We start from the raw sequence: 26,972 nt of genomic DNA on the forward strand, positions 1-26,972 counted from the left end.
CGAGCGATGCCCCGTTCCGGTCGGGTCGGGCTTGGTCCTTTAGCGGACCTGTGCGCCCGGCTGGACGTCGTCGGCCTCCAGCCCTTGCGGGTTGCGGATCGAGGGGCGCAGGCGGGCGAGGCTGCACAGCCCGGCGACCAGCGCCAGTCCGGCGGCGATCAGCGCGGGGCCGCCGCCGCCCCCGATGCCCATCGCCAGAAGGGCCGCGACCAGCGTGGCGCCCGTCGTCTGCCCCACCATGCGCGTGGTGGAGATGAGCCCGCCGGCTGCCGCTGCCCGCTCCCGCGGGGTAGAGCCGATGATGAGCCGGGCGTTGGGGGACAGAAACATGCCGAACCCCGCGCCGCATAGGGCCATCCGCCATGCGACATCACCATAGTCCGGCTGGGCGGGCAGGAAGGCGAGCAGGCAGAGCGCGCCGATGGCGATGGTCATGCCGATGCCGCCGAGCAGCCCGGCGGGATAGCGGTCCGACAGCCACCCGGCCAGCGGTGCCACGATCATGGTGGTCAGCGGCCACGGCGCAATCATCGTCCCCACCTCCGACGGCGACAGGCCATAGGCATGCTGGAGGCGGAAGGGTAGTGACAGGAGCAGCGTCATCGATGCGACGAACGCGGTGAAGGCGCCGAGCGTGGACAGCGCCAGTACCGGTCGGCCGAGCAGATCGACCGGCAGGATCGGCGCGATCTCGCCCCGCTCGCGGCGGATGAAGATGACGCCGGTGAAGATGCCGAGTGCGACGATCGCGGCGGACACGATCGGGCTGTCGCCGTGCACGGCCGTTTCCAGGCCGCCGATGATGAGCCCGAACATCGCGGCACACAGCACGCCGCCCAGAACGTCGAACGGTTCCTCCCCGCGGGGCGGCTCAGGCAAGGCGCGGCCCAGCACCAGCGACAGGATGGCGAAGGGCACCGCGCTGGCGAACACCCAAGGCCACGGCGCGACGCCGAGGATCAGGCCGCCGAGCGTCGGCGCCAGTGCCGCGGAACTGGACACCACGACCGAATTGACGCCAAGCCCGCGGCCAAGCTGGCGGGCCGGATAGATAGACCGGACAAGCGCGGAGGACACGCTGAGCGCAGCCGCCGCCCCCGCCGCCTGCGCGACGCGCACCACCAGCAGGAATGGCAGGCTTTTGGCAAAGAAGCACAGCACGGTGGCGACGGTGAAGACGAGTTGCCCGGTCTGGTACATCCGCTTCAGCCCGATCCGGTTGCCCAGGCCCGAAAAGGGCAGGAGCAGCATGACCAGAGTCAATTGATAGACGGTGACGACCGACACCGCCGCGCTGGAGCCGACGCCCAGGTCGCGGGCGATGGTGGGTAGCGCCACGGTGGCGATCGCGCCGTCGATCACGACCAGTGCCGTACCGGCAGAGATCGCGGCGATCGCAACGAAGCGGCGGGGAGTGGGCAGGCCATCGTGCATCATGACGCCCTTAACCCATTGCCGGGCAACCGGGTGCATTGCATCGACGGAAATACCACGCCACAACTGAACCATTGTGCCGGTAGGGAGACTTTGATGCGTGGTGGGCGATTTCTGGCAGCGGCGAGCCTGATGACGGGCATGGTGGCGGGCAACGCCGATGCGACCCAGACGGCAGCGGCAAACGATCCGTACATCTGGCTGGAAGACAAGGATGGCGGCAAGGCCCTGGCCTGGGTGGAAGCAGAGAATGCCAAGACGCTGCCCCGGTTGCAGAACGATCCGCGTTACCAGACCTTCTACGCCGAGGCGCTGGCGATCGCGTCGGCCAAGGACCGTATCCCCATGCCCGAGCAACTGGCGGGCAAGATCCTGAACTTCTGGCGCGATGCGGATCATCCGCAGGGGCTGTGGCGCTGGACGAGCGAGGCGGACTATGCCTCGGCCACACCGCGCTGGACGACGTTGATCGACCTGGACAAGCTGAGCCAGGCGGAAGGCAAGAAGTGGGTCTGGAAGGGGGCAAGCTGCCTTCAGCCGGAGGAGCGGCTGTGCCTGATCGCCCTCTCCGAGGGTGGCGAGGACGCGATCAGCTACCGCGAGTTCGATCTTGAGGCGGGACGGTTCGTGGAGAACGGCTTTGCCTTGCCGACCTCCAAACAAGGTGCGGCATGGCTGGACAAGGACACGCTGCTGGTCAGCCGCGACTGGGGCGCCGGCAGCATGACCCAGTCCAGCTACCCGTTCGTCGTCAAGATGGTGAAGCGCGGCCAGCCGCTATCCGCGGCAACGGAACTGTACCGCGGCGCGCCGGGTGACCAGTTGGGCACCTATGCCGGGGTGATGACCGATGCCAAGGGCAACAAGCTGGTGCTGATGCAGCGGCGCCAGGCGTTTTTCGGCGGCGACACCTCGGTATGGACCCCGGAAGGGGGCACGAAGAAGCTGGACATTCCGGCCCGGACCCATGCCGTCGGCATGATCGATGGCCGCGTGATCTTCGAGACGAGCGACCCCTGGGGATCGATCGCGCCCGGTACCGTCGCCTGGGCGCCGCTGGCCGAGGTCCAGCGCGGAACCGTGCGTCCGCAGGTGTTGTTCGCGCCAAGCGCGACGCAGGCGGTGCAGGGTGTCAGCACGACGCAGAACCGCGTCATCGTGACCTATATCGACAACGTACAGGGCCGCGCGAGCGTCTTTGCGCCCAGCGGTACCGGCTGGACGTCGCGCGCGGTGGCGGTGCCCGAGAATGTCAGCATCGGCGTGGCGTCCACGACCGATCGCAGCGACGATGTCTTCCTGGCGGTGAACGGCTTTACCACGCCCACCACGCTGTCCGCCTTCGACGCTGCGGGCAACGCCGCGCCGCGCACGATCAAGAGCCTGCCGCCGCGCTTCGACGCGCAGGGGGTTGCCGTTCACCAATATCAGGCGACGTCGAGCGACGGCACCAAGGTGCCCTACTTCGTCGTTCTGCCCAAGGGTGTGAAGCTCGACGGCACGACGCCGACGCTGATGACCGCCTATGGCGGTTTCGAGATCGCGCGTCTGCCGACCTATCTGGGGTCGACCGGCAAGATGTGGACGGAGCGGGGCGGTGCGTTCGTGCTCGCCAATATCCGCGGCGGCGGCGAGTTCGGGCCGAAATGGCATGACGCGGGCCGCAAGACCAACCGCCAGATCATCTATGACGATTTCGTCGCGGTGGCGAACGACCTGACCGCGCGCAAAATTACCAGCCCGCAAAAGCTGGGCATCTATGGTGGCTCCAATGGCGGCCTGCTGATGGGGGTCGAGTTCACCCAGCGGCCCGATCTGTGGAAGGCGGTGACGATCCAGGTGCCGCTGCTCGATATGGTGCGCTACGAACAGATTGCTGCTGGCTCATCATGGGTCGATGAATATGGGTCGGTAGCCAATCCGGCGGAGAAGGCGTTCCTGGAGAAGATCTCGCCCTATGCGAATATCCGCAAAGGGGTCGCTTATCCGGAGCCCTATATCTGGACCACGACCAAGGACGACCGCGTCGGCCCGCAGCATGCCCGCAAGTTTGCGGCGCGGCTGGGAGAATATGGTCTTCCCTATCTGTTCTACGAGGACACGGCGGGTGGACATTCGGGCGATGCCGACATTGCGCAGGGCGCCCGGTTGCAGGCGCTGCAGACCACCTATTTCGCACAAAAGCTGATGGGGCCGTCAACTGCCGGAGCGGCCACCGCAGCCCGGTAGCCTGTTTGCGAAAGCCTTCAGCACCTTAGGGTCAGGACCTATTGATGTGAGTGCCGCAATCTGATTCAGGCTCCGCAAGGAGACCGGGATGAGCGACCTGTTTTGGCTGACGGACGAGCAGATGGATCGGCTGCGGCCGTTCTTTCCCAAGAGCCACGGCAAGCCTCGGGTAGATGACCGGCGGGTGCTGAGCGGCATCGTGTTCGTCAACAAGAACGGTCTGCGCTGGCGTGATGCGCCGAGCGCCTACGGCCCAACCAAGACGCTCTACAATCGGTGGAAGCGCTGGGGGGCGGCAGGCGTGTTCACGCGCATGATGGAGGGGTTGGCAACCGCAGGCGCCGAGCCAGGAACGGTCATGATCGACGCGACCTACTTGAAGGCGCACCGCACGGCATCGAGCCTGCGGGTAAAAAAGGGGATCTCGGCCGCCTGATCGGGCGCACCAAAGGCGGCATGAATACCAAGCTCCATGCCCTCGCCGATGCGAACGGACGCCCGCTGAGCTTCTTCATGACCGCAGGTCAGGTCAGCGACTACACCGGCGCGGCAGCACTGCTGGATGACCTGCCCAAGGCACAGTGGCTGCTTGGCGACCGCGGCTACGACGCCGACTGGTTCAGGGACGCCCTGCAGGCCAAGGGCATCCAGCCCTGCATCCCGGGCCGCAAATCGCGCAACGAGCCGGTCAAATACGACAAGCGCCGCTATCGGCGCCGCAGCCGCATCGAAATCATGTTTGGCCGTCTCAAGGACTGGCGGCGCATCGCCACCCGCTACGATCGCTGCCCAACCGCCTTCTTCTCGGCCATCACCCTCGCAGCCACCGTCATCTTCTGGCTGTGATCAACGAGTCCTGACCCTAGGTGCGGCCGGGATATGACGATCGGGAGACTGCGCCGCAAGGTGCAGTTCTCCTGATAAAGGGGCGGGGCGCATGTCGGTGGATGCCAGACAGACGGAGCGACCTCGCCCACCGTTTCCGTGGCATCAGGCGTGGAGTGCCGCCGCCAGTTGCGCCTTGGTCATCCTCGATCGGCCGGGCACGTTCCGGCGCCGGGCCTCCTGATATAGTTCCGCCTTGCTGCGATGATCGCGGAACGGCGCCGTCTTTGTGGCGATGTCCTCGGGTTGGGCGGAGAATTGCTTGCCCTTGGCGCGATCGGCCTTTTTGCGCGCGGTGGTGCGGCGATATTCCTCCTCCGATAGCGAGTCGCGTGCAGACTTGGGCAGATAGCGCTCACCCGTGTCGCCGCTCTTCTTGCCCGACTTCGTTCCCCAGTCTTCCTTCGTCCATTGGTGCAGGCTGTTGTCCGCGTCGGGCTTGCCCTTGTAGGTGCCGCCGCGCTTCTTGTACGCGGCAACCGCCATCTGCGCCTTACGGGCGGACCATTCGCCTTTCCGGCCGCCCTTGGCGCCGGCGGTGATCTCCGCCTTGACGGTTTCCCACAGATCCGGATCGGTGCGCTCGGCAGTGTCGGTCATGGCGGATTGAACCCGCACGACGCTCGTGCGTTCCGCCGCCTTGATGCGGCAAATGTTACGCATTGGTCTTGCTGCATTGCAGCGATGCGGGCAGAAGCGAGGGCATGACCGACATGACGACGATCGAGCGCAGTCCGGCAGAGCCGGCGGCGGGCGCTCCTGCGATCATCTTCGAGGCGATCGTGAAGCTGCGCGCGGTGGCTGCGACCTATAATCGCGGGGACGTGACGCTGGCGCCGCACGCCATCTACACGCGGCACGGCGAGCTTTACGTCGACGCGACCACGCTGGAGCGCGACGGGCGGCCGCCCAAGGAGGAGAAGCTGGGTACGTTCAAGCTGGCCGGGCTGGGGGCGTTGCGCCTGACGCCGCGCCGCTTCACGACCAGTTCGCTGTTTCTGGCGCATGATCCCAAATATGCCGGCGTGCTGCTGATGGCGGTCGAAGCGGGCTGATCACACGGCGGCAATAGTTTCAATTCGGACGTAAACCATTGCCGCAAGGCGCTTTCGGTCCTATGCCTCTTGTCGGTGCGGGGGAGCACGGGGGCAAGGGCCGTTGAGTGGTGACACACGCCAAGCTGTAACCGCATGGCCGGACATGGCCACGATCGCCCATATCCGGCCCGTCGAAACCGTTCTGGGGCCATTTTCTGCTTGGCCGCCCGAATTGCAGAGCGCGGCGGGCATGGTGCTGACCCTGGGTGTGCCGGCGGCGCTGGTGTGGGGCGCCGGGTTGGTCACGATCCACAATGCCGCCTTCGCGCAACTGATCGGCCTCGATGCGAACGGGCAGGCTTTCGACGCCATATGGGCCGGGCACTGGCCTGGTTGTACCGCCGTGGTGGAACAGGTGCGGCGCGGCGAGACGGTAAAGGGCGATGATCGCCCGATCGCATTGCAACGGGACGATTTGCACCGGGACGATGCGGGCGAGGTGGCCTCCTGTTCCTATGCGTGTAGCCCGGTTCGCGATGCGAAGGGGCAGCTGGCCGGCTTCATCGACATCCTGATCGAAACATCCGAAGCCATGCGGGCACGGGCCGAAATGGTCATGCTCAATCGCGAGCTGGGGCACCGGCTGAAGAACACGATGGCGATGGTCGGGGCGATCGCGTCGCAATCGCTGAAGGGCGTGGTCGAGCGCGAAGCCGTGGAAATCTTTCAGGCGCGCATCGTCGCGTTGGGCCATGCCCATGACGTGCTGTTGCAGGAGAATTGGGCGGCGGCACCGATCGAGACGGTGGTCGACACGGCGTTGCGGCTGCATGACGACAGCGAGCGCTTCGCCGTTACGGGCGCGCCGGTGCAACTGGGATCGCGCGCGGTATTGTCGCTGTCGCTGCTGCTCCACGAACTGGCGACAAATGCGGTGAAGCATGGCGCATTGTCCGTGGCGGGCGGCCATGTCGACCTGAGTTGGCGGGTCGATGGCGAGGATCTGTGCCTGGACTGGATCGAGCGCGACGGACCGGCGGTGGTCGCGCCGGCGCGCGGCGGCTTCGGCTCCCGCCTGATCGGCATGGGGCTGGTGGGCACCGGGCATGTCGAGCGCCACTTCCATCCCACGGGTTTTGCGGCACATTTCCGTGCCCCTTTGGCACAGGTACAGCAGACGTAAAGCTTGAGGCGGGTAGCGGGCGGACCCTACACCGCTACCCAACCGCCATGACCATGTCCGCCATCCCTCCTGTGATCCTCGTCGTGGCAGATCAGCCCTTGCTGAGCCTTGCTGCGGTGGATCTGGCGGAACAGGCGGGGTTCATGGTGGTGACGGCTGGCGATGCGCAGGATGCCGCCGCAATGCTGGGCGAGCGGAGCGATATCGCGATCGTGCTTGTCGATCTGGACCAGCCGGGCAGAGCGCGTGGCGCCGAACTGGCCGCGATGATCACCCGGCAATGGCCGGCGGTCCGCGTTCTTGTTCTCACCGATCGCGTCGATCAGATGCCGGGAGAGGTGGCGGCACCGACGATCATCCGGCCCTGTGCGGACCGGGTGATCGTCGCCGCGCTGACGGCGCTCAGCGGCAGCGGATCTGCCGGTTCTGATCGATAGACCGCCCCGCCAACGCACCCGCGGCGCCGCCCAGCAACGTCCCCACCACCCGACTGCGCCCGCCATCGATCACATTGCCCAGGATACCGCCGGCCGCACCACCGACGATCAGTCCGGTGGTGCCGTCCGAACGGCGGCAGTAATAGCGCCCGTCGGTGCCGGCATAGACACGCTCGTCGGATGATAGGGTGCGCTCCCGGTAATCGCCGCTGCGATAGTCTGGCGCCGGATCGTAAAAGGGTTCGTCCCCGTCATAGCCATCGGCCGGAATGGCCGGCGCCGCGCGGTAGCCGCCGGGCCCGGCCTGCGACTGGTATCGCCCATCGTCCCGCGCGCCGGGGAACTCCCGGTAATCGTCACTCGTGCGGCGCGACTGATACAGATCCACCTCCTGCCGGTAGCGCTGATATTCGCGGTCGAAACGCTCCTGCGCGGCGCGGAAGTGGGCTTCATCCGACGGGCTTTGGGCGGCGGCTGGCGTCACGGCAGCGACCAGGGTGATGGCGAGCAGGAGCGAGGTCTTCATGGGTGCGGTCCTCTGGCGCCCGACGGCCGGGCGACCAGAACGATACGGACGGCCATCGATACGGTTCCTGAACGACGCTCAGCCAGGCGTGACGAAGCTGTCCATCACCCGCTTGCGACCGGCCTGCTCGAAGTCGATCTCCAGCTTGTTGCCCTCGATCGCGGCGATCACGCCATAGCCGAATTTCTGGTGGAAGACGCGCTGGCCGAGCGAAACATCGCTACGCCCCTTGTTGCCCAGGCTGACCGCGCTCGCGCGGGCCTCCACGATTCGCTGCGGCTTGGTGGAGAAGGTCGAGTTGGTGGCGGCGGCGCGCTGCCAACCGGGTCCGCGACCGGTGCCGCGCGAAACGTCGGCAAAGGGATCGGCATGTTCGGTCCAGTTGGCACGCCACAGGCTCTCGCCACCCGACATCGTCGTTTCCGCATCGATATGCTCGGGCGGCAGTTCGGCGACGAAGCGGCTGGGCAGGCTGGATGTCCATTGCCCATAGATGCGGCGATTGGCCGCATGGAGGATCGTCGCCCGGCGCCGCGCGCGGGTGATCCCGACATAGGCGAGACGGCGTTCCTCCTCCAGGCTGCGCGTGCCACCCTCGTCCAGCGCGCGCTGTGACGGGAACAGGCCTTCCTCCCAGCCCGCCAGGAACACGGTGTCGAATTCGAGGCCCTTGGCCGCGTGCATCGTCATGATCGTGATCTGCGGCTCGCGCGCGGCGCCCTCGTTATCCATGACCAGACTGACATGGTCGAGGAACGCGCCGAGCGATTCATAATCCTCCATCGCACGGACGAGTTCGGACAGGTTCTCCAGCCGGCCGGCGGCCTCGGCGGACTTCTCGGCCTGCCACATCGCGGTGTAGCCGCTTTCATCGAGCAGCTGGCGCGCCAGTTCCGCATGGGGCAGGTCGCGTGCCATGTCGCGCCAGCGGGCGATGTCGCCGACCAGATTGCCGAGCGAGCGACGCGCCTGCGGCGTCAGTTCGTCGGTATCGAGGATCCGCGCAGAGGCGATGGTAAGCGGCACGCGTTCGGCGCGGGCAAGCTGATGGATCTTGGCCAGCGCCTTGTCGCCCAGCCCTCGCTTGGGGACGTTGACGATGCGCTCGAAAGCCAGGTCGTCGGCCGGCTGGTTGACGACGCGCAGATAAGCGAGCGCATCGCGGATTTCGGCACGCTCGTAAAATCGCAGGCCCCCCACGATGCGATAGGGCAGGCCGATCGCGATGAACCGGTCCTCGAACTCGCGGGTCTGGTGCTGCGCGCGGACAAGGATGGCGATATTGTCGAGCGAGGTGCCGTCCCGGCGTGCCGCCTCGATCTCCTCCCCGACCCGGCGCGCCTCCTCCGGCCCGTCCCAGACACCCAGCACCCGAACCTTCTCACCGACATCGAGTTCGGTCCACAGCGTCTTGCCGAGGCGCCCACCGTTGTTGGCGATCACGCCGGACGCGGCGCCCAGTATGTGGGGGGTCGAGCGGTAATTCTGTTCGAGGCGGATGACCTTTGCGCCCGGGAAGTCCTTTTCGAACTTCAGGATGTTCTCGACCTGGGCACCCCGCCACGAATAGATGGATTGGTCATCGTCCCCGACGCAGGCGATGTTGCGCCGGGCCTGGGCCAGCAGGCGCAGCCACAGATACTGGACACTGTTGGTGTCCTGATATTCGTCCACCATGATATAGCGGAAGCGCTGCTGATAGGCTTCCAGCACCTCTCGGTTGGTGCGCAGGACGGTCAGCATGTGGAGCAGCAGATCGCCGAAGTCGCAGGCATTCACCGCGCGAAGCCGCGTCTGATATTGCTCGTACAGTTCGCCGCCGCGGCCATTGGCGTAGCGCTCGCTCTCCCCGGCATCGACGTCGCCGGGCGTAAGCCCCTTGTTTTTCCATTCGTCGATCAGGCCGGCGAGACTGCGCGCGGGGAACCGCTTCTCGTCGATATCGGCCGCGATGATGAGCTGTTTCAGCAAGCGCAATTGATCGTCGGTGTCGAGGATGGTGAAGTTCGATTGGAGCCCGACTAGCTCGGCGTGGCGACGCAGCATCTTCGCGCCGATGGCATGAAAGGTGCCCAGCCACGGCATTCCCTCCACGGCTTCACCGACAAGACGGCCGACACGCTCGCGCATCTCTCGCGCCGCACGGTTGGTGAAGGTAACGGCCAGGATTTCCGACGGCCACGCCTTGCGCGTGTAGAGCAGGTGCGCCAGCCGCGCGGTCAGCGCCGCGGTCTTGCCGGTGCCCGCGCCGGCCAACATCAGCACCGGACCATCGGTGGTCAACACCGCCTCGCGCTGCTGATCGTTCAGGTTGCGCAGATAGGGCGGATCGGCGGGTGTCGGCTGCGGGAGACTCATCGGCGAACAGGTAGGGAACGACGCGCCAAGGAGCAAGCGCGACCGACACGTCACGGCGCTGACGCATGATCGTAGCGGGCGCGCAACGAATCGCATCTAATGGCGTCGCGGTGTGCCGATGACCGGGCGTGAAGGCCGGCAGAACAGGCACCATCCACAGGAGCCACCATCATGAATAGCCTTATTCCGACCGCCCTTGCGGCGGCGTTGTTCGCGTGCCTGCCGTCCGCCGCCGTCGCGCAGGATCGTCAGCCCGTGCGCGTCCAGGTGCGTCACGGCGATCTTGATCTTTCCCGTGCCGATCACCATGCCATGCTGGCCGCGCGTGTGCGCCGTGCCGCGCACGCCGCATGCGGTCAGCAGGGACGTGAGTTGAAGGTGATCGCGGACATTCGTCGGTGCGAAGCGGAGATGCGGCGCGATGGGTCGGTTCAGATCGCTGCTCTGGTGGCACGGGCGCCCGTTGCGCTGGCCGGTCGCTGACATCCCGTATCGAATCGGGACGTACCGCTAATCCATGTCATCATTCTGTCACCCAAGGGGCGCAGGCCGCATTCCATGACAAGCATTGCGCTGGATCGTGGGGACGCGCCTGCGTCCACTCACAGGGGGCCCCGGCTGGATGGCGGATGGCATCCGGGGGGACGCTGGGCTTTTCTGGCATTGCTGATCGGCGGGCTGGCCTATGCCGGGGTGAGCGTGGCCGCCGACACGGCCGAGGTGGGCGCGCCCCTGGCGGGCGGCGTGTTCCTGTTCCTCGGATTGGCGCTGCTGATCGCGCTCGGCTTCGAATTCGTGAACGGCTTCCACGACACCGCCAACGCGGTGGCGACCGTGATCTACACGCATGCATTGCCCGCCCCCGTGGCGGTGGTGTGGTCGGGGGTGTTCAACTTCCTGGGCGTCATGGCCTCGAGCGGGGCGGTTGCCTATTCCATCATCACCCTGCTTCCCATCGACCTGATCCTGCACGTCGGCTCTCTCGGCGGCTTTGCCATGATCTTCGCGCTGCTACTCGCGGCCGTGCTGTGGAACCTGGCGACATGGTTCGTGGGATTGCCCAACTCCTCCAGTCATGCCCTGATCGGGTCGATCCTGGGTGTGGGGCTGGCCCATCAGTGGCTGACTGCTGCGCCCGGATCGGGCGTGGACGGCGCGCAGGTGCGCAAGGTGCTGTCTGCCTTGTTGTTCAGCCCGGTGGTCGGTTTCGTCGGCGCGATGTTGTTGCTGCTGGTGATGAAGCGCTTCCTGAAGAACCCGGTGCTGTACCGTGAACCCGTGGGGCAGACGCCGCCGCCAAAGGGCATTCGTGCGCTGCTGATCTTTACCTGCAGCGCGGTCAGCTTCGCGCATGGCGGCAATGACGGGCAGAAGGGCATGGGGCTCATCATGCTGATCCTGATCGGCTGTGCGCCAACCGCCTATGCGCTCAACCGAACAATGCCGGAAAGCGCCACCTCTGCCTTTGTGGCGACGGCCGAGGCCGCAGCGCGCGCCTATGCCGACAAGGCGGGCACGACGCTGCCGACCGTCGACGCGGCACGAGGGACGATCACCGAGGCCCTGCGCCTGAAACACGTGGCGAAACCGGCGGTCTATGCCGGGCTGGCAACGCTGTCCCGCGATGTCGCCGCCCGGATCGATGATTACGGCGCATTGAGCAAGGTGCCGGCGGCGGCAGTCCCGAACCTGCGCAACGACATGTATCTGGTGTTCGACGCGACCAAGCTGGTGGTGGCCGATCCCGCCGCGCAGGCACGGTTCACCGCAGCCGAAGTTGCGACGCTGAAATCCTATGACGAGGGTCTGGAGCGTGGCACGCGCTACATTCCATTCTGGGTAAAGGTGACGGTCGCGCTTGCCCTGGGGCTGGGCACGATGGTTGGTTGGCGGCGGATCGTGGTGACGGTCGGCGAGAAGATCGGGAAGACGCACCTAACCTATGGCATGGGCGCGGCGGCCGAACTGATGGCGGCTTCCACCATCCTGCTCGCGGAACGCTTCGGCGCCCCGGTATCGACGACCCATATCCTGTCGTCCGGCGTGGCGGGTGCATCGGTGGCGAACGGCGCCGGGCTGCAGCGGCGGACGATCCGCAACATGGCGTTGGCTTGGTTGATGACGCTGCCCGCGGCCATGCTGCTTTCCGGCTTGCTCTACTGGCTGTTGCTGGGTTTCGTGAGGGTTGTCGGCGCCGCGTGAACGTTTGCATCGGCACGGGACTGGGCTAGGCCGGGGGCATGGATAGTCCTGCCTCCCACCGCCGCATCCTGCTTGCCAGTCTGACTGGGACCGCTGTCGAATTCTACGACTTCTATATCTATGCAACGGCGGCGGCGCTGGTGTTCGGGCCGCTGTTCTTCCCGGCATCTTCCCCTGCGGCGCAGTTGATGCTGTCCTATGCCAGCTTCGGTTTGGCGTTTGTGGCGCGGCCGGTGGGGGCGGTGGCTTTCGGGCATTTCGGGGATCGGGTCGGGCGTAAGTCGACGCTGGTGGCGAGTCTGATGCTGATGGGCGGGTCGACGGTCGCGATCGCGTTCCTGCCGACCTATGCGCAAGCCGGGTGGGTCGCGCCGTTGCTGCTCTGCCTGTTGCGGCTTGGGCAGGGGCTGGGGCTTGGCGGGGAGTGGGGCGGGGCGGCACTGCTGGCGGTGGAGAATGCGCCGCCGCATCGGCGCAACACTTGGGGCATGTTTCCGCCGCTCGGCGCGCCGGTGGGCTTTATCGCGGCCAACGGGTTCTTTTTGATCCTTGGGCTGCTGCTGACCGATGAGCAGTTCCGCGCCTGGGGATGGCGCCTGCCGTTTCTGGCAAGTTCGGTGCTGGTGGCGCTGGGCCTGTGGGTGCGCTTGCGGCTGACCGAGACGCCGGCCTTTGCCGAGGCCAAGGCGGCGGAAGCGCTGCCCAAGGTGCCGGCCGCGACCTTGTTCGCGCATCACCTGCGTCCGGTCCTTGCCGGCACCGCGGCGGTGGTGGCGTGCTTTGCGATCTTCTACCTCGCGACGGCCTTTGCGCTTGGCTACGGCACGACGGTACTGGGACATGGACGCGAAGCGTTCCTGGATGTGCAACTGGTCGCGATCCTGTTCCTGGCGGCAGGCGTGATCGTGTCCAGCGTGATGGCGGACCGGCGCGGGCCGCCGATGATGCTGGCGCTGGGTTTTTGCGGATGTATCGTGGTCGGGCTGGCGATGGGGCCGATGCTCGGGGCGGCGTCGCTGGCGGTCGTCTTCGTCTGGCTGGCGGCGGCGCTGTTCGTGATGGGCTTCGCCTATGGCCCGCTGGGTGGGTGGTTGCCGGCGCTGTTTCCGGCGGGCGTGCGCTATACCGGCGTGTCGATGACGTTCAACCTGGGCGGGATCATCGGCGGCGCACTCGCGCCCGTCGCCGCGCAGGCGTTGAGCGAGCGCGGCGGACTGAACATGGTCGGGCTGTATCTGGTCGCGGCAGGTGTGCTGAGCCTGACCGGGCTGGCGCTGCTGCGCCGCTCACCCGTTCAGGCGTAACAGCGTCAGCCGGGCCTTGCCGTGGACGCGGGTGGCGTCGACGGTGTAGCCCGCGGCGGTGACCTCCTCCTGCTTGGCGGTTTCCAGGCTGACCCAGGTGGCGGGACCGATCCAGCCGAGCCGCGCCAGCTTGTCCAGCGCGACGTGGCCCGCACCGGTGCCGTAAGGCGGGTCCATCAGCACCAGATCGAGCGGCGCGGGCGCCTGGCCGAGCGCCAGCACGGAGGTGGCGCGCACATCGGCACGGACCTCCAGCTTCGCCAGATTGCCGCGCAGTGCATCGAGCGCGGCGCGATCCTGTTCAACGAACAGGCAGGATGCCGCGCCGCGCGACAGCGCCTCGATCCCCAGCGCGCCCGAGCCCGCGAACAGATCGGCGACCGCCAGTCCTTCGAAGCTACCCAGCCGTGCGGTGAGCATCGAGAATAGCGCTTCACGCGTACGGTCGGCGGTCGGGCGGGTGGCATCGCCCTTGGGCGCGACGAGCGGGCGGCCGCGCCATTGTCCGGCGATGACGCGCATCAGCGGCGCCCCCGCGGTGCGCCGGGACGCGTCGGGCGACCGGGCCCATGCTGCGGACGATCGCTGCGGCCGCCGGCCGAGGGATGGCGTCCGGTGCGTGCGGGGCCTTCGGACCGGGATCCGCCGGCCCGGGGTCCGCGCGCATCGTCACGCCGGGGGGAGCGATCGGGGCGCGCCGCGGCATCGTCGCGCCGGGGCGGGCGGGCATCGTCCCGACGGGGCGAACGCGCATCGTCGCGGAGTGCGCGTTGCGGGCGATCCTGTCGGCTTCCACCGGGCTGGCGGAAGGGGCGTGCGTCCTCGCGGCGTTCGGGACGCGCAGATCGGTCCGACCGCTGACCTTCCGGCCGGCGCGACGGGCGAGCTTCGTCACGCCGATCGGGGCAAGCCGATCGCTCGGTTCGCGGACCCTCCGGACGGTAGGAGGGGCGGGCACCGTCACGCGCGCCATATTCGGTTCGCGGGCTTTCCGAGCGGCGTGGGGGACGGGTGTCCTGCCCGCGTTCGGGGCGTGCGGAACGCTCGGTGCGTGCAGCCTCCGGGCGGCGCGGGGGACGTGCGTCGTCACGAGGCGCGGGGCGGGCGGTGGGACGGGAGGGGCGATCCTGTCGCGGCGTTTCGCGGGTCCGGGCGGGGCGCGCATCCTCGCGGCGGCCGGGCGCGGGCGCGCGCGCTTCCTCGTCCTCGGGAACGCCGCCCTTCAGGGTCTTGCGGAAGGCGACCAGATCATGCTGCAAGACCTCGCCAATACCCTTGATCGGCAGGTCGCCGAGCAGGAAAGGGCCATAGCGGGTGCGGATAAGGCGGCTGACCTGAAGCCCCAGATGCTCGAGAACGCGGCGGACCTCGCGGTTCTTGCCTTCGGTCAGGGTCATCTCGATCCAGACATTGGCGCCGGTGCGGCGTTCGAGATTGGCGTCGATCGACCCGTAGCGAATGCCGTCGATCTCGATCCCTTCGCTCAATTCCTCAAGCTGGGCCTGGGTGATGTCGCCATAGGCGCGTGCGCGGTACGTGCGCTCGACGCCGGTTGCGGGCAGTTCGAGCTGACGTTTGAAGCTGCCGTCGGTGGTGAGGAGGAGGAGCCCTTCGGTATTGAGGTCGAGGCGGCCGACGGGGACGAGGCGGGGCAAGTCGGGGGCCAGCGCGTCATAGATGGTCGGGCGCCCGGCGGGATCGCGTTCGGTGACCAGCAGGCCGGTCGGCTTGTGGAACAGGAACAGGCGGGTCGCCGTGGGCGCATCGACGAAATTGCCGTCCACCGTGACGCCGGACAGATTGCGCAGCAGCGTGGCCGGCGTGTCGATCACGGTGCCGTTCAACGCGACGCGCCCTTCCGCGATCATGCGCTCCACCTCTCGGCGGGAGGCGACGCCGGCGCGGGCCAGCAGCTTGGCGATACGATGTTCGGTGGCACTCATGCGGCGGCTGATACAGAAGTCCGCGCCTGCATGGAAAATATTTGCGTCGTTTCGCCAGACCCACGCGTTAGAAACAGGAACGAAACGAGAAGCGAGTCGTCGGGCAGGATATGGTGTTCGGGCGGAAAAAGCGAAATATCGTGCGGCTTCTCGTGGTGGAGGACGAGCCCTTGGTGGCGTTCGACACCGAGCATCTGCTGTCGGATGCCGCCTATGAAATCGTGAAAACGGTGGATACGGTCGCGGGTGCGGTGGACGTGCTGCACGCCGAAGAGGCGATCGACCTCGTATTGGCCGACGTCAGGCTGGCCGATGGATCCGGGCTGGACGTGGCGCGCGCCGCCCATGCGCGGGGTGTGCCGGTGTTGTTCGTGACGGGCAGTTTTCCGGAGGAGGCGATCGCCTTTGCCGCCGGCTATCTGGCGAAGCCCTATGCGCAGCGCGATCTGCTCAACGCGATTGCGGCGATCGACTCGTCGCTGAGCGGTGAAAGGCCGGGGCGCCTGCCGGCGGGTTTCCAGTTGTTCGCCGTGGCGGTACCGGCACCCACCAATACGTCGCTTTGAATTCGCGCAAATCCCGCTAGGGTCCGCCCGGACCAGCGGCGGAGTATGTGGACGGATGGAAAGCAGGACCTGGTGGGACGGCGTGCGCCCCTATACGGAGCGGCAGCCGATCGCGGCGTTCCTGCTGGGTATGTCCTCCGGCTTTCCCTATGCGATGATCGGCGCGACGCTGACCACGCGGCTGGCACAGGACGGGATCGACAAGAAGACGGTCACGGCGTTCAGCCTGGCGTTTCTGGTCTATAACCTGAAGTTCCTGTGGGCGTGGATCGTTGACGGCGTGCGCCTGCCGATCCTGAGCCGGTTGGGGCAGCGTGTATCCTGGCTGATCGTCGCGGGGGTGCTGGTGATCGCCGCGGTGATCAATCTCGCCCTGGTCGATGCCCGGGCCGATATCCAGGCAACGGCGATCGCGGCGATCTTCGTGGGGCTGGCCGGGGCGACATTCGACATCGTGATCGACGCCTATCGGATCGAGATACTGGAGCCCCGGCAACTGGGCGTCGGATCGGGGATGAGCCAATATGGCTGGCGGATCGGCTCCGCAGGCGCCGGCGCGCTGGCCCTGGTGGTGGCGGAGCGGGCCGGATGGTCATCGGCCTATCTGGCCTGTGCCATCTTTGCCCTGCCAGCGATGATCACCGGCCTGTGGCTGCGCGAACCGCAGCGCTATCGCGCGCCCGTCGAGCGGCGCGGCATGGGGGAGGCGATCCGGGCCGTCTGGGGGCCGTTCGTGCAGTTCTTCGCGCGGCCCGGCGCGATCGTCGTGCTGGTGTTCATCCTGGTGCACAAGGTCGGCGATACGCTGGCCAATCTGACGCTGAGGCTGTTGTTCGACGATCTGGGGTTCACCGGTGACGAGATCGCGTTCTACGACGTGTTCGTCGGCTTCTGGGCCTATCTGATCGGCATCTTCATCGGCGGCATTCTGTATGCGCGACTGGGCTTGAAGCGGTCCGTCCTGCTGGCGCTGGTGCTGATGGCGGTTTCGAACCTGAGCTTTGCGGCACTGGCTGCGGCGGGGCATTCCAACCTTGGCATGGCATCGGCGATCGGGTTCGAGAACATCGCGAGCGGCTATGGCGGCGTCGTCGTGATCGCCTATTTCTCCGCATTGTGCGATCTGCGTTTCACCGCGGCGCAGTTCGCGTTGATCTCGGCGGCGGCGAGCGTCGTCGGGCGGGTGGCGACCGGCACGACCGCCGGCGCGCTGGTCGAGCGGTTCGGCTATGTCGACTTCTACCTGCTGACCACCGTGCTGGCGCTGCCGGGCGTGGCGCTGTTCTGGTGGATGAGCCGGTCGGGGCTGGTGGACCGGTCGATCGGCAGTGCGGGCACCGCCGGCGAGGGCGATGCCCGCGAGGGTGCCGCGCCGCTTACATGACGATCGGTCGGCCGTCGTCGGCAAAGGCGGCGGCGACCGCGGCGGCGCTGGCAAGGACGGCATCGACCCGCCGGATGCCGAGCAGGTCGCTCATCAGATAATGCGCCTTTTCCGGCTCGACCTCGACACGGGCGAGAACGGTCAGGAGGGCGGATTCGGCCGGCGTCATGCGGGCGCAGCAGCATGGTGCAATGGCGATCTGGCCGGTGGCGCTGCCGGCCAGATCGGCCATCAGCGTGCGGGTCAGGACGAGCGGGCGGCGAAAGCCCTGTCCGAAGGCGGTGAACAGCGTGTGGGCGGCACGGGCATCGGCCAGGCCATGTGCGCCCATTCGCCGCATGGCGAACAGCGCGATCCGCGCATTGGGGCAGCCGGGCAAGGCGTGCGGCAGGACGGTGGCGACGGTGGCGGTGGCTTCAGTCATGGCACGACTCCGTGGTGTGGAGGACACCGTCGCGCGTGCGTTATTGCAAGTCAATAGCAACTGATCGTCAGTCGGGCGGTTGGTCGTTTGCGGCGAGCACTTCACCGGCCAGATAGAGGGAGCCGGCGATAAGCGTGGTCACCGGCGTTCCGAAATGAATGGCGATCCGGTCGAGGGCTATCGCCGGATTGGGGGCTGTCTCCGCGCTCAGCCCCAACATCTGGGCCTGCGCGACCAGATCGGCCGGCGGATGGTGGTCATGGTCGGGCACCGGGATGGCCACGACATGCTGAACCTCGCCACCCAGGGTGGCGAGAACCGGGCCTGCATCCTTGTTGGCGAGCATGCCGATGACGAGCGCGGTCGGGCGACCTTCCCGACGCTGGCGCAGCGCACGAGCGACGGGAAGCGCGGCGGATGGGTTATGCGCACCGTCCAGCCAGCAGGCGGAGCCGAGCGGCAGGCGGGCGGTCAGCGGCCCATGCTCCAGCCGCTGCATGCGCGCCGGCCAATGCGCCCAGTCGGCGGCGGCGCGCATGGCGGCCTCGGGGATGTTGAGGGCGCCCTGGTGGCGCAGCATGGCGAGGGCGAGGGCGTAGTTGCGGGATTGGTGGGGGCCGGCGAGGCGCGGTCTGTTGGCGACGAGCGAGAAGCCGGGTTCGGTGTAGCGCACGGTGGTGCGGGCAGACTGGCTGGTCCAGGCGCGGCGGCGGGCGGCGACGGGGGCGCCGACGGATGTGGCGACATCGGCGACAATGCGGCGGATGGGGGCGGGATAGTCCATGGTGACGAGTGGAACGCCCGCCTTGGCAATGCCGGCCTTTTCGGCGGCGATCTGTTCGAGGCTGTCGCCCAGAAACGCCTGGTGGTCGAGGCCGAGTGCGGCGATGCCGCAAACGGCGGGTGCGGGAATGACGTTGGTCGCGTCGAGCCGGCCGCCGAGCCCGACCTCGACGATCGTCGCGGCGGCCGGGGTGCGCGCAAAGGCGAGAAAGGCGGCGGCCGTCGTCACCTCGAAGAAGCTGGCGCCGATGCCGTCGGCGTGATCCAGAACCTCGGCAAGCAGGGCCGCGAGCGCCTCGTCCTCGATCAGGCGGCCGGCGAGGCGGATGCGTTCGTTGAAGCGGACGAGGTGCGGGCTGGCATAGACATGGACGCTATACCCCGCCGCCTCGATCGCCGAGCGCAGGAAGGCGCAGGTCGACCCCTTGCCGTTGGTGCCCGCCACATGGAAGACGGGCGGCATGTGGTGGTGCGGATCGCCCAGCCGCGAGAGCAGCCGGGTGATCCGGTCCAGCCCCAATATGTCCGCGCCGGGCGACAGCGACCAGAGGCGGTCGAGCTGTTCCTGCACGGCGGGATCGGTGGAGCGGGCATGGTCGGCCATGGGGCCCTCTGGTCAGGCGGCCCGGGCGGCGGGCGCGAGATAGCCGATCACGGTTGCGAGCTGCTGGCGCAGGTCGCGGCGGTGGACGACCATGTCGATCAGGCCGTGGTCGAGATAATATTCCGAGGTCTGGAAATCATCGGGCAGCTTCTCGCGGATCGTGTTTTCGATGACGCGGCGGCCGGTAAAGGCGAGCGTCGCCTTGGGCTCGGCGATCTGGATGTCGCCCAGCATCGCATAGGCCGCCATCACGCCGCCCGAGGTGGGATCGGTCAGCACGACGATATAGGGCAGGCCGGCATCGTGCAGCATCTGGATGGCGACGGTGGTGCGCGGCATCTGCATCAGGCTGAGAATGCCCTCCTGCATGCGCGCACCGCCCGAGGCGGTGAAGATGACATAGGGGCAGGCATCGGCGATCGCCGCCTCGACCCCGCGGACGAATGCCTCGCCCACGGCCAGGCCCATCGATCCGCCCATAAAGGCGAAGTCCTGTACGCCGACCACGGCCTTGTGGCCGTCGATCGTGCCGCGGGCATTGACCAGCGCATCGGCCTCCTGCGCGCCCGTGCGCGCGGTCTTCAGGCGATCGGTATAGCGCTTGGTGTCGCGGAACTTGAGCGGATCCTCGGGCACCTTGGGCGCGGGAAGCTCGTTGCAGCTTCCCTCGTCGAAGATGTGCTGGAAGCGCGCCTTGGGACCGATGCGTTCATGGTGATCGCATTTGGGGCAGACGTGGAGATTGTCCTCCAGCTCCTTGGTGAAGATCATCTGCCCGCACCCCTTGCACTTGTGCCAGAGATTGTCGGGCGTTTCCCGCTTGGCGACGAAGGGGATGACGTTGCGGACGCTGTTAAGCCAGCTCATGCGGAAACCTTTCGAGCGGACGCCAGGGCGTCGGCCAGAGACGTGATATAGGCGGTGACGGGCGCAGGCGCATCCGCGCCGTATTGGGCCACCAGATCGACGATCGCGGAGCCGACGACGACGCCGTCGGCGACGCGCGCGACCGCCGCCGCCTGATCGGGGGTGCGGATGCCGAAGCCGACCGCGACGGGCAGGTCGGTCTGACCCTTCAACCGCGCGACCGCGTCCTCGATCGAGGCCTGTGCCGCCTGTTGCAGCCCGGTGATCCCGGCGACCGAGACATAATAGAGGAACCCGCCGGCCCCCTCCAGCACCGCAGGCAGGCGCCGTGCGTCGGTGGTCGGCGTGGCGAGGCGGATGGGGGCGACGCAGTGCGCGCGCAGCGAGGACCCGAGCGCCTCGTCCTCCTCGGCCGGAATGTCGACGCAGATCACCCCGTCGACGCCGGCCGCGGCGCAGGCCTGACCGAACCAGTCGGACCCGCGGCGCAGCATCGGATTGGCATAGCCCATCAACACGAGCGGCACATGCGGGTGACGCGCGCGAAACTCGGTCGCGATGGCGAGGATATGCGCGGTGCGCGTGCCCGCGGCGAGGCTGCGGATGTTGGCGGCCTGGATCGCCGGGCCGTCGGCCATCGGATCGGTGAAGGGCATGCCGAGTTCGATGACGTCGGCACCGCCGGCCACCAGCGCGTCGAGGATCGCGGGCGTGGCGGCGGGCGTCGGATCGCCCGCGGTGACGAAGGCGACGAGCGCGGCGCGGTTCTCGGCAGCGGCCTTGGCGAAGGTGTCGGCCAGCCGGGTCATATCGCCACCCCGAGCGCGTCGGCGACGGTGAAGATATCCTTGTCGCCGCGACCGCACAGATTGGCGAGGATCACCTTTTCGCGCGGCATGCTGCGCGCCGCCTTGGCCACGGCAGCGATGGCGTGGGACGGCTCCAGCGCGGGGATGATGCCCTCTGTCCGGCAGAGAAGCTGGAAGGCGTCCAGCGCCTCCTTGTCGGTGATCGCGGTATAGTCGACGCGGCCGATATCCTTCAGCCAGGCATGTTCCGGACCAATGCCGGGATAATCGAGCCCCGCCGAGATCGAATGCGCCTCGGCGATCTGGCCGTCCTCGTCCTGCAACAGATAGGTCTTGTTGCCGTGGAGGACGCCGGGGAAGCCACCGGCGAGGCTGGCGGCGTGCTTGGCCTCCAGCCCCTCGCCCGCCGCCTCGACGCCGAGCATCTTCACATCGCTGTCGTCGAGGAAGGGGTGGAACAGGCCGATCGCGTTCGACCCGCCACCGATCGCGGCGACGAGCAGGTCGGGCAGGCGGCCGGTGCGTGCCAACATCTGTTCGCGCGCCTCGCGGCCGATCACGCTTTGAAAATCGCGAACGAGTTCGGGATAGGGATGCGGACCGGCGGCGGTGCCGATGATGTAGAAGGTGTCGTGGACGTTGGCGACCCAGTCGCGCATCGCCTCGTTCATCGCGTCCTTCAGCGTGTGCGCGCCGGACTGGACGGGCTTCACCTCGGCGCCGAGCAGCTTCATGCGGAAGACGTTGGGCTGCTGCCGCTCGACGTCCTTGGCGCCCATGTAGATGACGCAAGGGAGGCCGAAGCGCGCGCAGACGGTGGCGGTGGCGACGCCGTGCTGGCCGGCGCCGGTCTCGGCTATGATCCGGGTCTTGCCCATGCGGATCGCAAGCAGGATCTGGCCGATGCAGTTGTTGATCTTGTGCGCGCCGGTATGGTTCAGCTCGTCGCGCTTGAACCAGACCTGTGCGCCCATGCCCTCGGCCGCGCCAGTGCGCAGCGCCTCGGTCAGGCGCTCGGCAAAGTAGAGCGGGCTGGGGCGGCCGACATAATGTTCGAGCAGGTCGTCGAACTGCGCCTGAAACGCCGGATCGGCCTTGGCTGCGCGATATTCGCGGTCGAGATCCAGGATCAGCGGCATCAACGTCTCGGCGACGTAGCGGCCACCATAGTCGCCGAAATGCCCGCGATCGTCGGGCTGGGCGCGGAAGGAGTTTGGCGCGGTCATGGGGCCGCGCTTTAGCACCATGGCGGCCGGTGTCGAGATTGCATCCTGCGCCCGCCCGGCGGGATCAGAGCGATTGCACCGCCTTCAGGAAGGCGAGCACACGGCCCTTGTCCTTGACACCCGGGGCACTTTCGACGCCGGACGACACGTCGACCAGCGTCGCCGACGTGCGGCGAACGGCCTCCGTCACGTTGCCGGCATCCAGACCGCCGGACAGCGCCCAGGGCAGCGGATGGCGGAAGCCTTCCAGCAGCCGCCAGTCGAAGCGCAGGCCCATGCCGCCGGGAAGCTCGGCGGTCTCCGGCGTCTTCGCGTCGTATAGCAGGCGCGTGGCGGTACCGGCATAATGTGCGGCCTGCGCCAGATCGGCGCCGGTCTTGACCGCGACCGCGGCCCACACGTCGCGGCCGAAGGTGGCGCGGATCGCGGCAACACGGGCAGGCGGGGTCTTGTGAAGCTGGATGGCGTCGAGGCGTCCGGCCTTTACCGCGGCCTCGACCAGCGCGTCCTCCGGATCAACGAAGACACCGACCCGCTGGACATGCGTGGGTACCCGGCCGGCGAGCCCCGTCGCGGTCTCCAGCGTCAGATGGCGGGGCGAGGCGGGGAAGAAGACGAACCCGACATGCGACGCACCGCCCGACAGGGCGGCGTCCAGCGTTTCCAGCGTGGTCAGGCCGCAGATCTTCGCGGTGACGGGCACGTCAGAGAGTAGCCGCGATGGCGCGGGCGGCGGCATCAGGATCATCGGCCTGGGTGATCGGGCGTCCGATGACCAGGATGGAGGCGCCGGCGTCGATCGCCTGTCGCGGCGTGACGACGCGCTTCTGGTCGCCGACCGGTCCGTCGGCGGGGCGAACGCCGGGAACGACGAAGAAGCCTTTCGGCCAGGCAGCCTTTGCCGCGGCCACCTCCGCGCCCGAACAGACGATGCCGTCAACGCCGGCATCATGGGCGAGTTCGGCAAGGCGCAGGACATGGTCGTGGGGGGCGCCGGTGACCCCGGTGTCGGACAGGTCGGTGGCGTCGAGGCTGGTCAGCATGGTGACAGCGACGACCTTCGTGCCGGTGGGCGCGGCGGCCTTGGCATCCTCCAGCATGGCGCGGCCGCCGCTGGCGTGGACGGTGAGGATCGCAGGTGCGATGGGGCCGAGGGCCTGTATCGCCTTGGCGACGGTGTTGGGGATGTCGTGGAGTTTGAGGTCGAGGAAGACCGACAGGTCGAGATGCGCCATTTCGCGCACGCCGGCAGCACCATGCGCGCAGAAGAATTCCAGGCCCAGCTTGATCCCGCCGACATGATGGCGGACGCGTTTGGCCAGGGCGAGCGCGCGGGACAGATCGGGGGTGTCGATCGCGACATAGATGCGGTTGCTCATCGCGGTCAGATCGCCGTGCCGGGCTTGTCGATCGACATCGCAAGCGGGGTGGTGGGATCGGCCACCGGTTCGGTCGCGGCGACGACGCTGCTGCGCAAGTCGGTCAGGTTGCGCTCGGCCGTCGCGAGGCGCTGGCGCAGGCGCCAGCGGACGGCGTGTTGCCAGATGAGGGTGGGCACGAGGCCGAGCAGAAAGGTGACGAAGAGGAGGACCGGCAGGTTCACGTCGGCGATCAGCCCGCCGACCAGCCGGATCGGCACGGTGGTCCAGTTGCCCATGGTGAACGCCGCGGCGAGAAACGCCAGCAGACACCAGAACAGGATCTTCAGGAACTGCATGCGGGTCCTCGGGTAACGATACTCATGCCGAGGTCTAGCCGCGATCGGGGGGCAAGGCCAGCCTTCAGCCGATCTCGCGGCGAAGCGAGGCGATAAGCGCCGCGATTGCGGTCAGCCGCGGCTCTTCCTCGTCGAGGATGGCGAGAAAGGCGGCGCGCTTGATGGCGGCCACGCGACCCGGGCGCATGCGGATGGTGGGGGGCAGGGAGGACACGGTGATGTCGATCATCCGCTCCGCGCCGTGGAGGCGCCCCCACAGGTAATCGTTCTCCCGGTAGGCCCGGCTGAAGAAAGCGCCGAAGCTGTTGAACTGGATGCCCTTCAACGTCGCCTCGGCACCACCGGGGCGGATCGCGACGGCATCGTCGGGCGAGATGCGATCGACCTTGACCGGGTCGAACTCATCCAGCCCCTCGCCCTGCAACAAGGGGAGCGTGGCGACGTCGAAATAGGGAAAGCCGAGATAGCTGAGCAGTAGCGTGCGACGCGGCTCGCGCGGGAGGGCGGCCAGCGCCTCGGCCAGCCGGGCGTCGGTTTCATCATCGAGGCGGCGGCAGTCGAGCGCGGTGGCCAGCGCACCCAGCAGCGGTTCCGCCTCGCCGCGCCACGAGCGCACTGCGGGGCGCAGCGCCGGATGGGCGGTGCCGCGCTGCCGATCGAGATGCGCGGCCAGCGTTTCATAAATGGCGCGCCGCATCGCAGTGATCGCGGGATCGGGGGGATCCGCCTCGACCTCCGCCAGCCGCCGGGCGAGCAGGCGCAGGCGGCGGATACGAAAGCCGAGGTCGAAGCTGCGCAGGAAATCGACGATCGCGGTGTCGTCGTCCGCCAGCCGCTCGTCCAGCGCGGCGGCAAGCGCCCCGCGGATGCGCGCGCGGCGTGGCGCGCCGGTGTCGCCTGCCGCCTCCGCCGCCATGGCGGCAAGGTGATCCAGGACACCCGCACGCTTCAGATGGGCATAGGCGGCGAAACCGAAGCCCGACTTGGCGACGGCGCCGGCATGGGCACGCTGACGCCAGGCGGCGAGGCGGGCCGGCGTGGGGCGATCGAGAAAGAAGGTGCGGCCGAACAGCTGCTCCACCTCCGCCTCCACCTCGCCGCGGATCGCCGCGACGATGCCCTGCATGCGGTCGATCCGCTCCGACCGGGCGGCGATCGCCTCCAGATTGTCGCGGATTGGTTGCTGGCGGGGAAGCTCGCTGATCGCGCCGAGAATGGTCTGAAGGAAACCGGGCTCTGCGCCGCTGCCGCCCAGGCGGAACTTCGTGCCCGGCGAGGGATCGATATAGACGAAACGGCGGTCGACCTCGCGCCGGGCCGGACGCTGCTTCAAGGCATCGATCGCGGGGCGGAAGGGTGCGTTGGCCAGCACCGATCCGTCGATCAGCACAGCGCGGTCGGCAGCGTTGGCGGCATGATGGCGGGGCAGCACGCGGCGCAGAAAGGCGCGGCGGGTCGGCCAGCGGCTTCCGCGCATCTCCAGCACCCGGTCCATCTCGCCTGCGCTGAACGGCGGGAAGGCGCCGGGAAAGCTGGAGGTGGCCCGCGCCGCGAAGGCGAGTTCGGCGGCGGGGGCAAGCGTATGGACCTGTTCGCCCCCATCGCTGAAGTCGATGACGATGCGATGTTCGGTTTCGACGACTTCGGCCGGCGAATGGAGTTGCAGGCGTTCGGGGTGGCCGGTGAAGTCGGTGACGGTGACGTAGAGATCGAGTGGTTGCCCAGCGGGCAGCAATCGGGGACCGCGCGGCGCCGCCGCCATGGCGTCGAAGGCATCGAGCAGCAGGCCGGTGAAGATGGTCCCGCCAAAGGGGGGCTCGAACCAGCGCGAGCGAACGAAATGCGACAGCTTGGCGCGCACCTCCTCGCGCGTGGTGTCGTCCAGCGCCTCCACCGAATCCGCGCTGCGGCCGGCGGCCATCCAGGCAAGGGGAAGCGCCCAGACCTTGGAGAAGCGTGACGCGGGTGCGGCGGCGGAATCGATCAACGCCTCCACATCGGCGGCGGTCAGCCAGAGATCGGTGAGCGGATCGAGCGACTGGCCGGTGGCGATGGCCTGGCCCAGGAAAATGCCGTTGATGCCGCCCGCACTGGCGCCGGCGATGATGTCGGGCAGGATGCGGATACGCCAGCCGCCCTGTTCGGCGATTTCCTCCAGCAGCGTGCGATAAACGGCGGCGCTGCCGGTGGGGGGCGGATCGCCGTCATGGAGGCCGCGGCTGGCGCGGGCGAGGTGCCAAATCTCCTTGGTGATGCCGTGCATGTAAACGGCAAGACTGATGCCGCCATAGCAGACGAGTGCGAGGCGAAGCTCCTTTTCGCGCATCACCCGCGACGCATCATGCGGGCACCAGATTGGCCCAGATGGGCAGGTGATCGGACGCCTTGCGCGAGGCCGGGCTGAGATGCACGCCGCATTCGGCGATGCGCAGATCGGCCGACACCATGATCCGGTCGAGCCGCCCGATCGGCCGCCGCGCGTGGAAGCTGGGGCCGGTGCCGGCAAAGGCGAAGTCGCGTCCGAAATCGCGCAGGCAGCCGGCCGCGGCCGTCCATTCGTTCAGGTCGCCCATCATGACGGTCGGCAACCGGTCCGGATAGGCATCGACATGGTTCAGGATCGCCGCGGCCTGACGACGGCGCCACAGACCGGACAGGTCGAGATGCATGCCGATGACGCGCAGATGGGTGTCCCGACACCGGATCTCCGCCACCACCGCGCCGCGCGGTTCGAGCGCGGGCAGGTGGATCGCCTCGTGATGACGGATCTCGGCCTGTTTGCGCACAAGGATGGCGTTGCCATGCCAGCCCATCGACAGGGCACGCATGCCGAACTGGACCGGCTTCCAGTCGCTATGTTCGGCCAGAAGATGGAGCGGGAGGACGCCTTCGCGCGTGCCGAAGCGGCGATCGGCCTCCTGCAGTGCGATCACATCGGCGTCCACCTCGCGCAGGACCTCCAGGATCCGCTCAGGATTGCGCCGCCGGTCGGTGCCGATCCCCTTGCGCATATTGTAGCTGGCGACTTTTATCATTCCGGATGGGTAACGCCGG

General features: G+C 67.7%; 26 protein-coding genes. 10 read left to right on the forward strand and 16 right to left on the reverse strand.

The window, feature by feature from the left end; translation table 11 throughout:
- Positions 1 to 39: 39 nt before the first annotated feature.
- The gene (locus GQR91_RS12990) at positions 40 to 1,434 is read right to left on the reverse strand and encodes an MFS transporter (RefSeq protein ID WP_149683007.1); all 1,395 of its coding nucleotides are present in this window, start codon (positions 1,432 to 1,434) and stop codon (positions 40 to 42) included.
- A 96-nt stretch (positions 1,435 to 1,530) separates the two neighbouring features.
- Between GQR91_RS12990 and GQR91_RS12995 the strand changes: the two genes are divergently transcribed.
- Both GQR91_RS12995 and GQR91_RS13000 read left to right on the forward strand, forming a co-directional pair.
- On the forward strand, positions 1,531 to 3,663 hold the full coding sequence (locus tag GQR91_RS12995) for a prolyl oligopeptidase family serine peptidase (RefSeq protein WP_149682961.1): 2,133 nt from the start codon (positions 1,531 to 1,533) through the stop codon (positions 3,661 to 3,663).
- Positions 3,664 to 3,751: 88 nt separating this feature from the next.
- Positions 3,752 to 4,509 (forward strand): IS5 family transposase gene (locus GQR91_RS13000; protein ID WP_149682960.1). Its coding sequence is split into 2 segments (ribosomal slippage): positions 3,752 to 4,085 and positions 4,085 to 4,509, totalling 759 coding nucleotides; the frame shifts between segments, so codons are not numbered across the junction.
- A gap of 144 nt (positions 4,510 to 4,653) precedes the next feature.
- Here GQR91_RS13000 and GQR91_RS13005 read toward each other — a convergent pair.
- On the reverse strand, positions 4,654 to 5,211 hold the full coding sequence (locus GQR91_RS13005; protein WP_211368608.1) for a DUF5872 domain-containing protein: 558 nt from the start codon (positions 5,209 to 5,211) through the stop codon (positions 4,654 to 4,656).
- Positions 5,212 to 5,261: 50 nt separating this feature from the next.
- Here GQR91_RS13005 and GQR91_RS13010 point away from each other — a divergent pair, with 50 nt between their 5' ends.
- The 3 genes from GQR91_RS13010 (at position 5,262) to GQR91_RS13020 (ending at position 7,205) form a co-directional block, all read left to right on the forward strand.
- Positions 5,262 to 5,603, forward strand: coding sequence for a hypothetical protein (locus GQR91_RS13010; protein ID WP_112383366.1), 342 nt, complete (start codon positions 5,262 to 5,264; stop codon positions 5,601 to 5,603).
- A gap of 145 nt (positions 5,604 to 5,748) precedes the next feature.
- A complete protein-coding gene (locus GQR91_RS13015) occupies positions 5,749 to 6,768 on the forward strand; it encodes a sensor histidine kinase (RefSeq protein ID WP_149682959.1) in 1,020 nt (339 codons plus the stop codon).
- A gap of 83 nt (positions 6,769 to 6,851) precedes the next feature.
- A complete protein-coding gene (locus tag GQR91_RS13020; protein ID WP_160146816.1) occupies positions 6,852 to 7,205 on the forward strand; it encodes a response regulator in 354 nt (117 codons plus the stop codon).
- Here GQR91_RS13020 and GQR91_RS13025 read toward each other — a convergent pair.
- Both GQR91_RS13025 and GQR91_RS13030 read right to left on the reverse strand, forming a co-directional pair.
- Positions 7,171 to 7,731, reverse strand: coding sequence for a glycine zipper 2TM domain-containing protein (locus GQR91_RS13025; protein ID WP_149682956.1), 561 nt, complete (start codon positions 7,729 to 7,731; stop codon positions 7,171 to 7,173). The genes GQR91_RS13020 and GQR91_RS13025 overlap by 35 nt on opposite strands.
- A gap of 78 nt (positions 7,732 to 7,809) precedes the next feature.
- Complete coding sequence (locus GQR91_RS13030; protein WP_149682955.1) at positions 7,810 to 10,089, reverse strand: ATP-dependent helicase; 2,280 nt, start codon at positions 10,087 to 10,089, stop codon at positions 7,810 to 7,812.
- A gap of 171 nt (positions 10,090 to 10,260) precedes the next feature.
- On the opposite strand from GQR91_RS13030, the gene GQR91_RS13035 reads away from it, so the two are divergent.
- From GQR91_RS13035 to GQR91_RS13045, 3 genes are all read left to right on the forward strand, one after another.
- Positions 10,261 to 10,572: a UrcA family protein gene (locus GQR91_RS13035; RefSeq protein ID WP_149682954.1), complete on the forward strand. Its 312-nt coding sequence runs from the start codon at positions 10,261 to 10,263 to the stop codon at positions 10,570 to 10,572.
- A 75-nt stretch (positions 10,573 to 10,647) separates the two neighbouring features.
- Positions 10,648 to 12,291 carry an inorganic phosphate transporter gene (locus GQR91_RS13040; RefSeq protein ID WP_149682953.1) on the forward strand — a complete coding sequence of 548 codons (1,644 nt, stop codon included), beginning with the start codon at positions 10,648 to 10,650 and terminating at the stop codon, positions 12,289 to 12,291.
- A 38-nt stretch (positions 12,292 to 12,329) separates the two neighbouring features.
- Positions 12,330 to 13,595, forward strand: a complete 1,266-nt coding sequence (locus GQR91_RS13045) for an MFS transporter (protein WP_149682952.1) — start codon at positions 12,330 to 12,332, stop codon at positions 13,593 to 13,595.
- On the opposite strand, the gene rsmD is transcribed toward GQR91_RS13045, so the two are convergent.
- Both rsmD and GQR91_RS13055 read right to left on the reverse strand, forming a co-directional pair.
- Positions 13,578 to 14,117, reverse strand: coding sequence for a 16S rRNA (guanine(966)-N(2))-methyltransferase RsmD (gene rsmD, locus GQR91_RS13050; protein ID WP_149682951.1), 540 nt, complete (start codon positions 14,115 to 14,117; stop codon positions 13,578 to 13,580). The two genes, GQR91_RS13045 and rsmD, sit on opposite strands and share 18 nt — an antisense overlap.
- The gene (locus tag GQR91_RS13055) at positions 14,117 to 15,538 is read right to left on the reverse strand and encodes a pseudouridine synthase (protein WP_149682950.1); all 1,422 of its coding nucleotides are present in this window, start codon (positions 15,536 to 15,538) and stop codon (positions 14,117 to 14,119) included. Before GQR91_RS13055 ends, rsmD begins: the two co-directional genes overlap by 1 nt.
- A gap of 110 nt (positions 15,539 to 15,648) precedes the next feature.
- Between GQR91_RS13055 and GQR91_RS13060 the strand changes: the two genes are divergently transcribed.
- Positions 15,649 to 16,104 carry a response regulator gene (locus tag GQR91_RS13060; RefSeq protein ID WP_112383222.1) on the forward strand — a complete coding sequence of 152 codons (456 nt, stop codon included), beginning with the start codon at positions 15,649 to 15,651 and terminating at the stop codon, positions 16,102 to 16,104.
- A 55-nt stretch (positions 16,105 to 16,159) separates the two neighbouring features.
- On the forward strand, positions 16,160 to 17,488 hold the full coding sequence (locus GQR91_RS13065; protein WP_149682949.1) for an AmpG family muropeptide MFS transporter: 1,329 nt from the start codon (positions 16,160 to 16,162) through the stop codon (positions 17,486 to 17,488).
- Here the strand turns inward: GQR91_RS13065 and GQR91_RS13070 are convergent.
- The 10 genes from GQR91_RS13070 to GQR91_RS13115 all read right to left on the reverse strand — a co-directional run bounded on the left by GQR91_RS13070 (position 17,481) and on the right by GQR91_RS13115 (position 26,953).
- Positions 17,481 to 17,912, reverse strand: a complete 432-nt coding sequence (locus GQR91_RS13070) for a DUF6628 family protein (protein WP_149682948.1) — start codon at positions 17,910 to 17,912, stop codon at positions 17,481 to 17,483. The genes GQR91_RS13065 and GQR91_RS13070 overlap by 8 nt on opposite strands.
- Before the next feature lie 67 nt (positions 17,913 to 17,979).
- On the reverse strand, positions 17,980 to 19,299 hold the full coding sequence (locus GQR91_RS13075) for a bifunctional folylpolyglutamate synthase/dihydrofolate synthase (protein WP_149682947.1): 1,320 nt from the start codon (positions 19,297 to 19,299) through the stop codon (positions 17,980 to 17,982).
- A gap of 12 nt (positions 19,300 to 19,311) precedes the next feature.
- Entirely contained in the window at positions 19,312 to 20,166 is an 855-nt protein-coding gene (accD, locus tag GQR91_RS13080) for an acetyl-CoA carboxylase, carboxyltransferase subunit beta (protein ID WP_149682945.1), read from the reverse strand.
- On the reverse strand, positions 20,163 to 20,975 hold the full coding sequence (gene trpA / locus GQR91_RS13085) for a tryptophan synthase subunit alpha (protein ID WP_149682944.1): 813 nt from the start codon (positions 20,973 to 20,975) through the stop codon (positions 20,163 to 20,165). The genes accD and trpA overlap by 4 nt, the downstream gene beginning before the upstream one ends.
- Complete coding sequence (gene trpB, locus GQR91_RS13090; protein ID WP_149682943.1) at positions 20,972 to 22,201, reverse strand: tryptophan synthase subunit beta; 1,230 nt, start codon at positions 22,199 to 22,201, stop codon at positions 20,972 to 20,974. Before trpB ends, trpA begins: the two co-directional genes overlap by 4 nt.
- Positions 22,202 to 22,265: 64 nt before the next feature.
- On the reverse strand, positions 22,266 to 22,904 hold the full coding sequence (locus GQR91_RS13095) for a phosphoribosylanthranilate isomerase (protein WP_149683005.1): 639 nt from the start codon (positions 22,902 to 22,904) through the stop codon (positions 22,266 to 22,268).
- 1 nt (position 22,905) lies between these two features.
- Entirely contained in the window at positions 22,906 to 23,580 is a 675-nt protein-coding gene (gene pyrF, locus GQR91_RS13100) for an orotidine-5'-phosphate decarboxylase (RefSeq protein WP_149682942.1), read from the reverse strand.
- Between the two features lie 5 nt (positions 23,581 to 23,585).
- Entirely contained in the window at positions 23,586 to 23,918 is a 333-nt protein-coding gene (locus GQR91_RS13105) for a hypothetical protein (protein WP_149682941.1), read from the reverse strand.
- Positions 23,919 to 23,982: 64 nt separating this feature from the next.
- Positions 23,983 to 26,244, reverse strand: a complete 2,262-nt coding sequence (locus tag GQR91_RS13110; protein WP_149683004.1) for a patatin-like protein — start codon at positions 26,242 to 26,244, stop codon at positions 23,983 to 23,985.
- A 13-nt stretch (positions 26,245 to 26,257) separates the two neighbouring features.
- Positions 26,258 to 26,953, reverse strand: coding sequence for an endonuclease/exonuclease/phosphatase family protein (locus GQR91_RS13115; protein ID WP_112383232.1), 696 nt, complete (start codon positions 26,951 to 26,953; stop codon positions 26,258 to 26,260).
- Between the last annotated feature and the right edge of the window lie 19 nt (positions 26,954 to 26,972).

This window comes from Sphingomonas carotinifaciens, from assembly GCF_009789535.1.
Lineage (GTDB): Bacteria > Pseudomonadota > Alphaproteobacteria > Sphingomonadales > Sphingomonadaceae > Sphingomonas > Sphingomonas carotinifaciens.

Coding starts and splice junctions, on each gene's coding strand:
- GQR91_RS12990 (WP_149683007.1), bottom strand. CDS start 1,434: ATGCACGATGGCCTGCCCACTCCCCGCCGCTTCGTTGCGATCGCCGCG.
- GQR91_RS12995 (WP_149682961.1), top strand. CDS start 1,531: ATGCGTGGTGGGCGATTTCTGGCAGCGGCGAGCCTGATGACGGGCATG.
- GQR91_RS13005 (WP_211368608.1), bottom strand. CDS start 5,211: ATGCGTAACATTTGCCGCATCAAGGCGGCGGAACGCACGAGCGTCGTG.
- GQR91_RS13010 (WP_112383366.1), top strand. CDS start 5,262: ATGACGACGATCGAGCGCAGTCCGGCAGAGCCGGCGGCGGGCGCTCCT.
- GQR91_RS13015 (WP_149682959.1), top strand. CDS start 5,749: ATGGCCACGATCGCCCATATCCGGCCCGTCGAAACCGTTCTGGGGCCA.
- GQR91_RS13025 (WP_149682956.1), bottom strand. CDS start 7,731: ATGAAGACCTCGCTCCTGCTCGCCATCACCCTGGTCGCTGCCGTGACG.
- GQR91_RS13030 (WP_149682955.1), bottom strand. CDS start 10,089: ATGAGTCTCCCGCAGCCGACACCCGCCGATCCGCCCTATCTGCGCAAC.
- GQR91_RS13035 (WP_149682954.1), top strand. CDS start 10,261: ATGAATAGCCTTATTCCGACCGCCCTTGCGGCGGCGTTGTTCGCGTGC.
- GQR91_RS13040 (WP_149682953.1), top strand. CDS start 10,648: ATGACAAGCATTGCGCTGGATCGTGGGGACGCGCCTGCGTCCACTCAC.
- GQR91_RS13045 (WP_149682952.1), top strand. CDS start 12,330: ATGGATAGTCCTGCCTCCCACCGCCGCATCCTGCTTGCCAGTCTGACT.
- rsmD (WP_149682951.1), bottom strand. CDS start 14,117: ATGCGCGTCATCGCCGGACAATGGCGCGGCCGCCCGCTCGTCGCGCCC.
- GQR91_RS13055 (WP_149682950.1), bottom strand. CDS start 15,538: ATGAGTGCCACCGAACATCGTATCGCCAAGCTGCTGGCCCGCGCCGGC.
- GQR91_RS13060 (WP_112383222.1), top strand. CDS start 15,649: ATGGTGTTCGGGCGGAAAAAGCGAAATATCGTGCGGCTTCTCGTGGTG.
- GQR91_RS13065 (WP_149682949.1), top strand. CDS start 16,160: ATGGAAAGCAGGACCTGGTGGGACGGCGTGCGCCCCTATACGGAGCGG.
- GQR91_RS13070 (WP_149682948.1), bottom strand. CDS start 17,912: ATGACTGAAGCCACCGCCACCGTCGCCACCGTCCTGCCGCACGCCTTG.
- GQR91_RS13075 (WP_149682947.1), bottom strand. CDS start 19,299: ATGGCCGACCATGCCCGCTCCACCGATCCCGCCGTGCAGGAACAGCTC.
- accD (WP_149682945.1), bottom strand. CDS start 20,166: ATGAGCTGGCTTAACAGCGTCCGCAACGTCATCCCCTTCGTCGCCAAG.
- trpA (WP_149682944.1), bottom strand. CDS start 20,975: ATGACCCGGCTGGCCGACACCTTCGCCAAGGCCGCTGCCGAGAACCGC.
- trpB (WP_149682943.1), bottom strand. CDS start 22,201: ATGACCGCGCCAAACTCCTTCCGCGCCCAGCCCGACGATCGCGGGCAT.
- pyrF (WP_149682942.1), bottom strand. CDS start 23,580: ATGAGCAACCGCATCTATGTCGCGATCGACACCCCCGATCTGTCCCGC.
- GQR91_RS13105 (WP_149682941.1), bottom strand. CDS start 23,918: ATGCAGTTCCTGAAGATCCTGTTCTGGTGTCTGCTGGCGTTTCTCGCC.
- GQR91_RS13110 (WP_149683004.1), bottom strand. CDS start 26,244: ATGCGCGAAAAGGAGCTTCGCCTCGCACTCGTCTGCTATGGCGGCATC.
- GQR91_RS13115 (WP_112383232.1), bottom strand. CDS start 26,953: ATGATAAAAGTCGCCAGCTACAATATGCGCAAGGGGATCGGCACCGAC.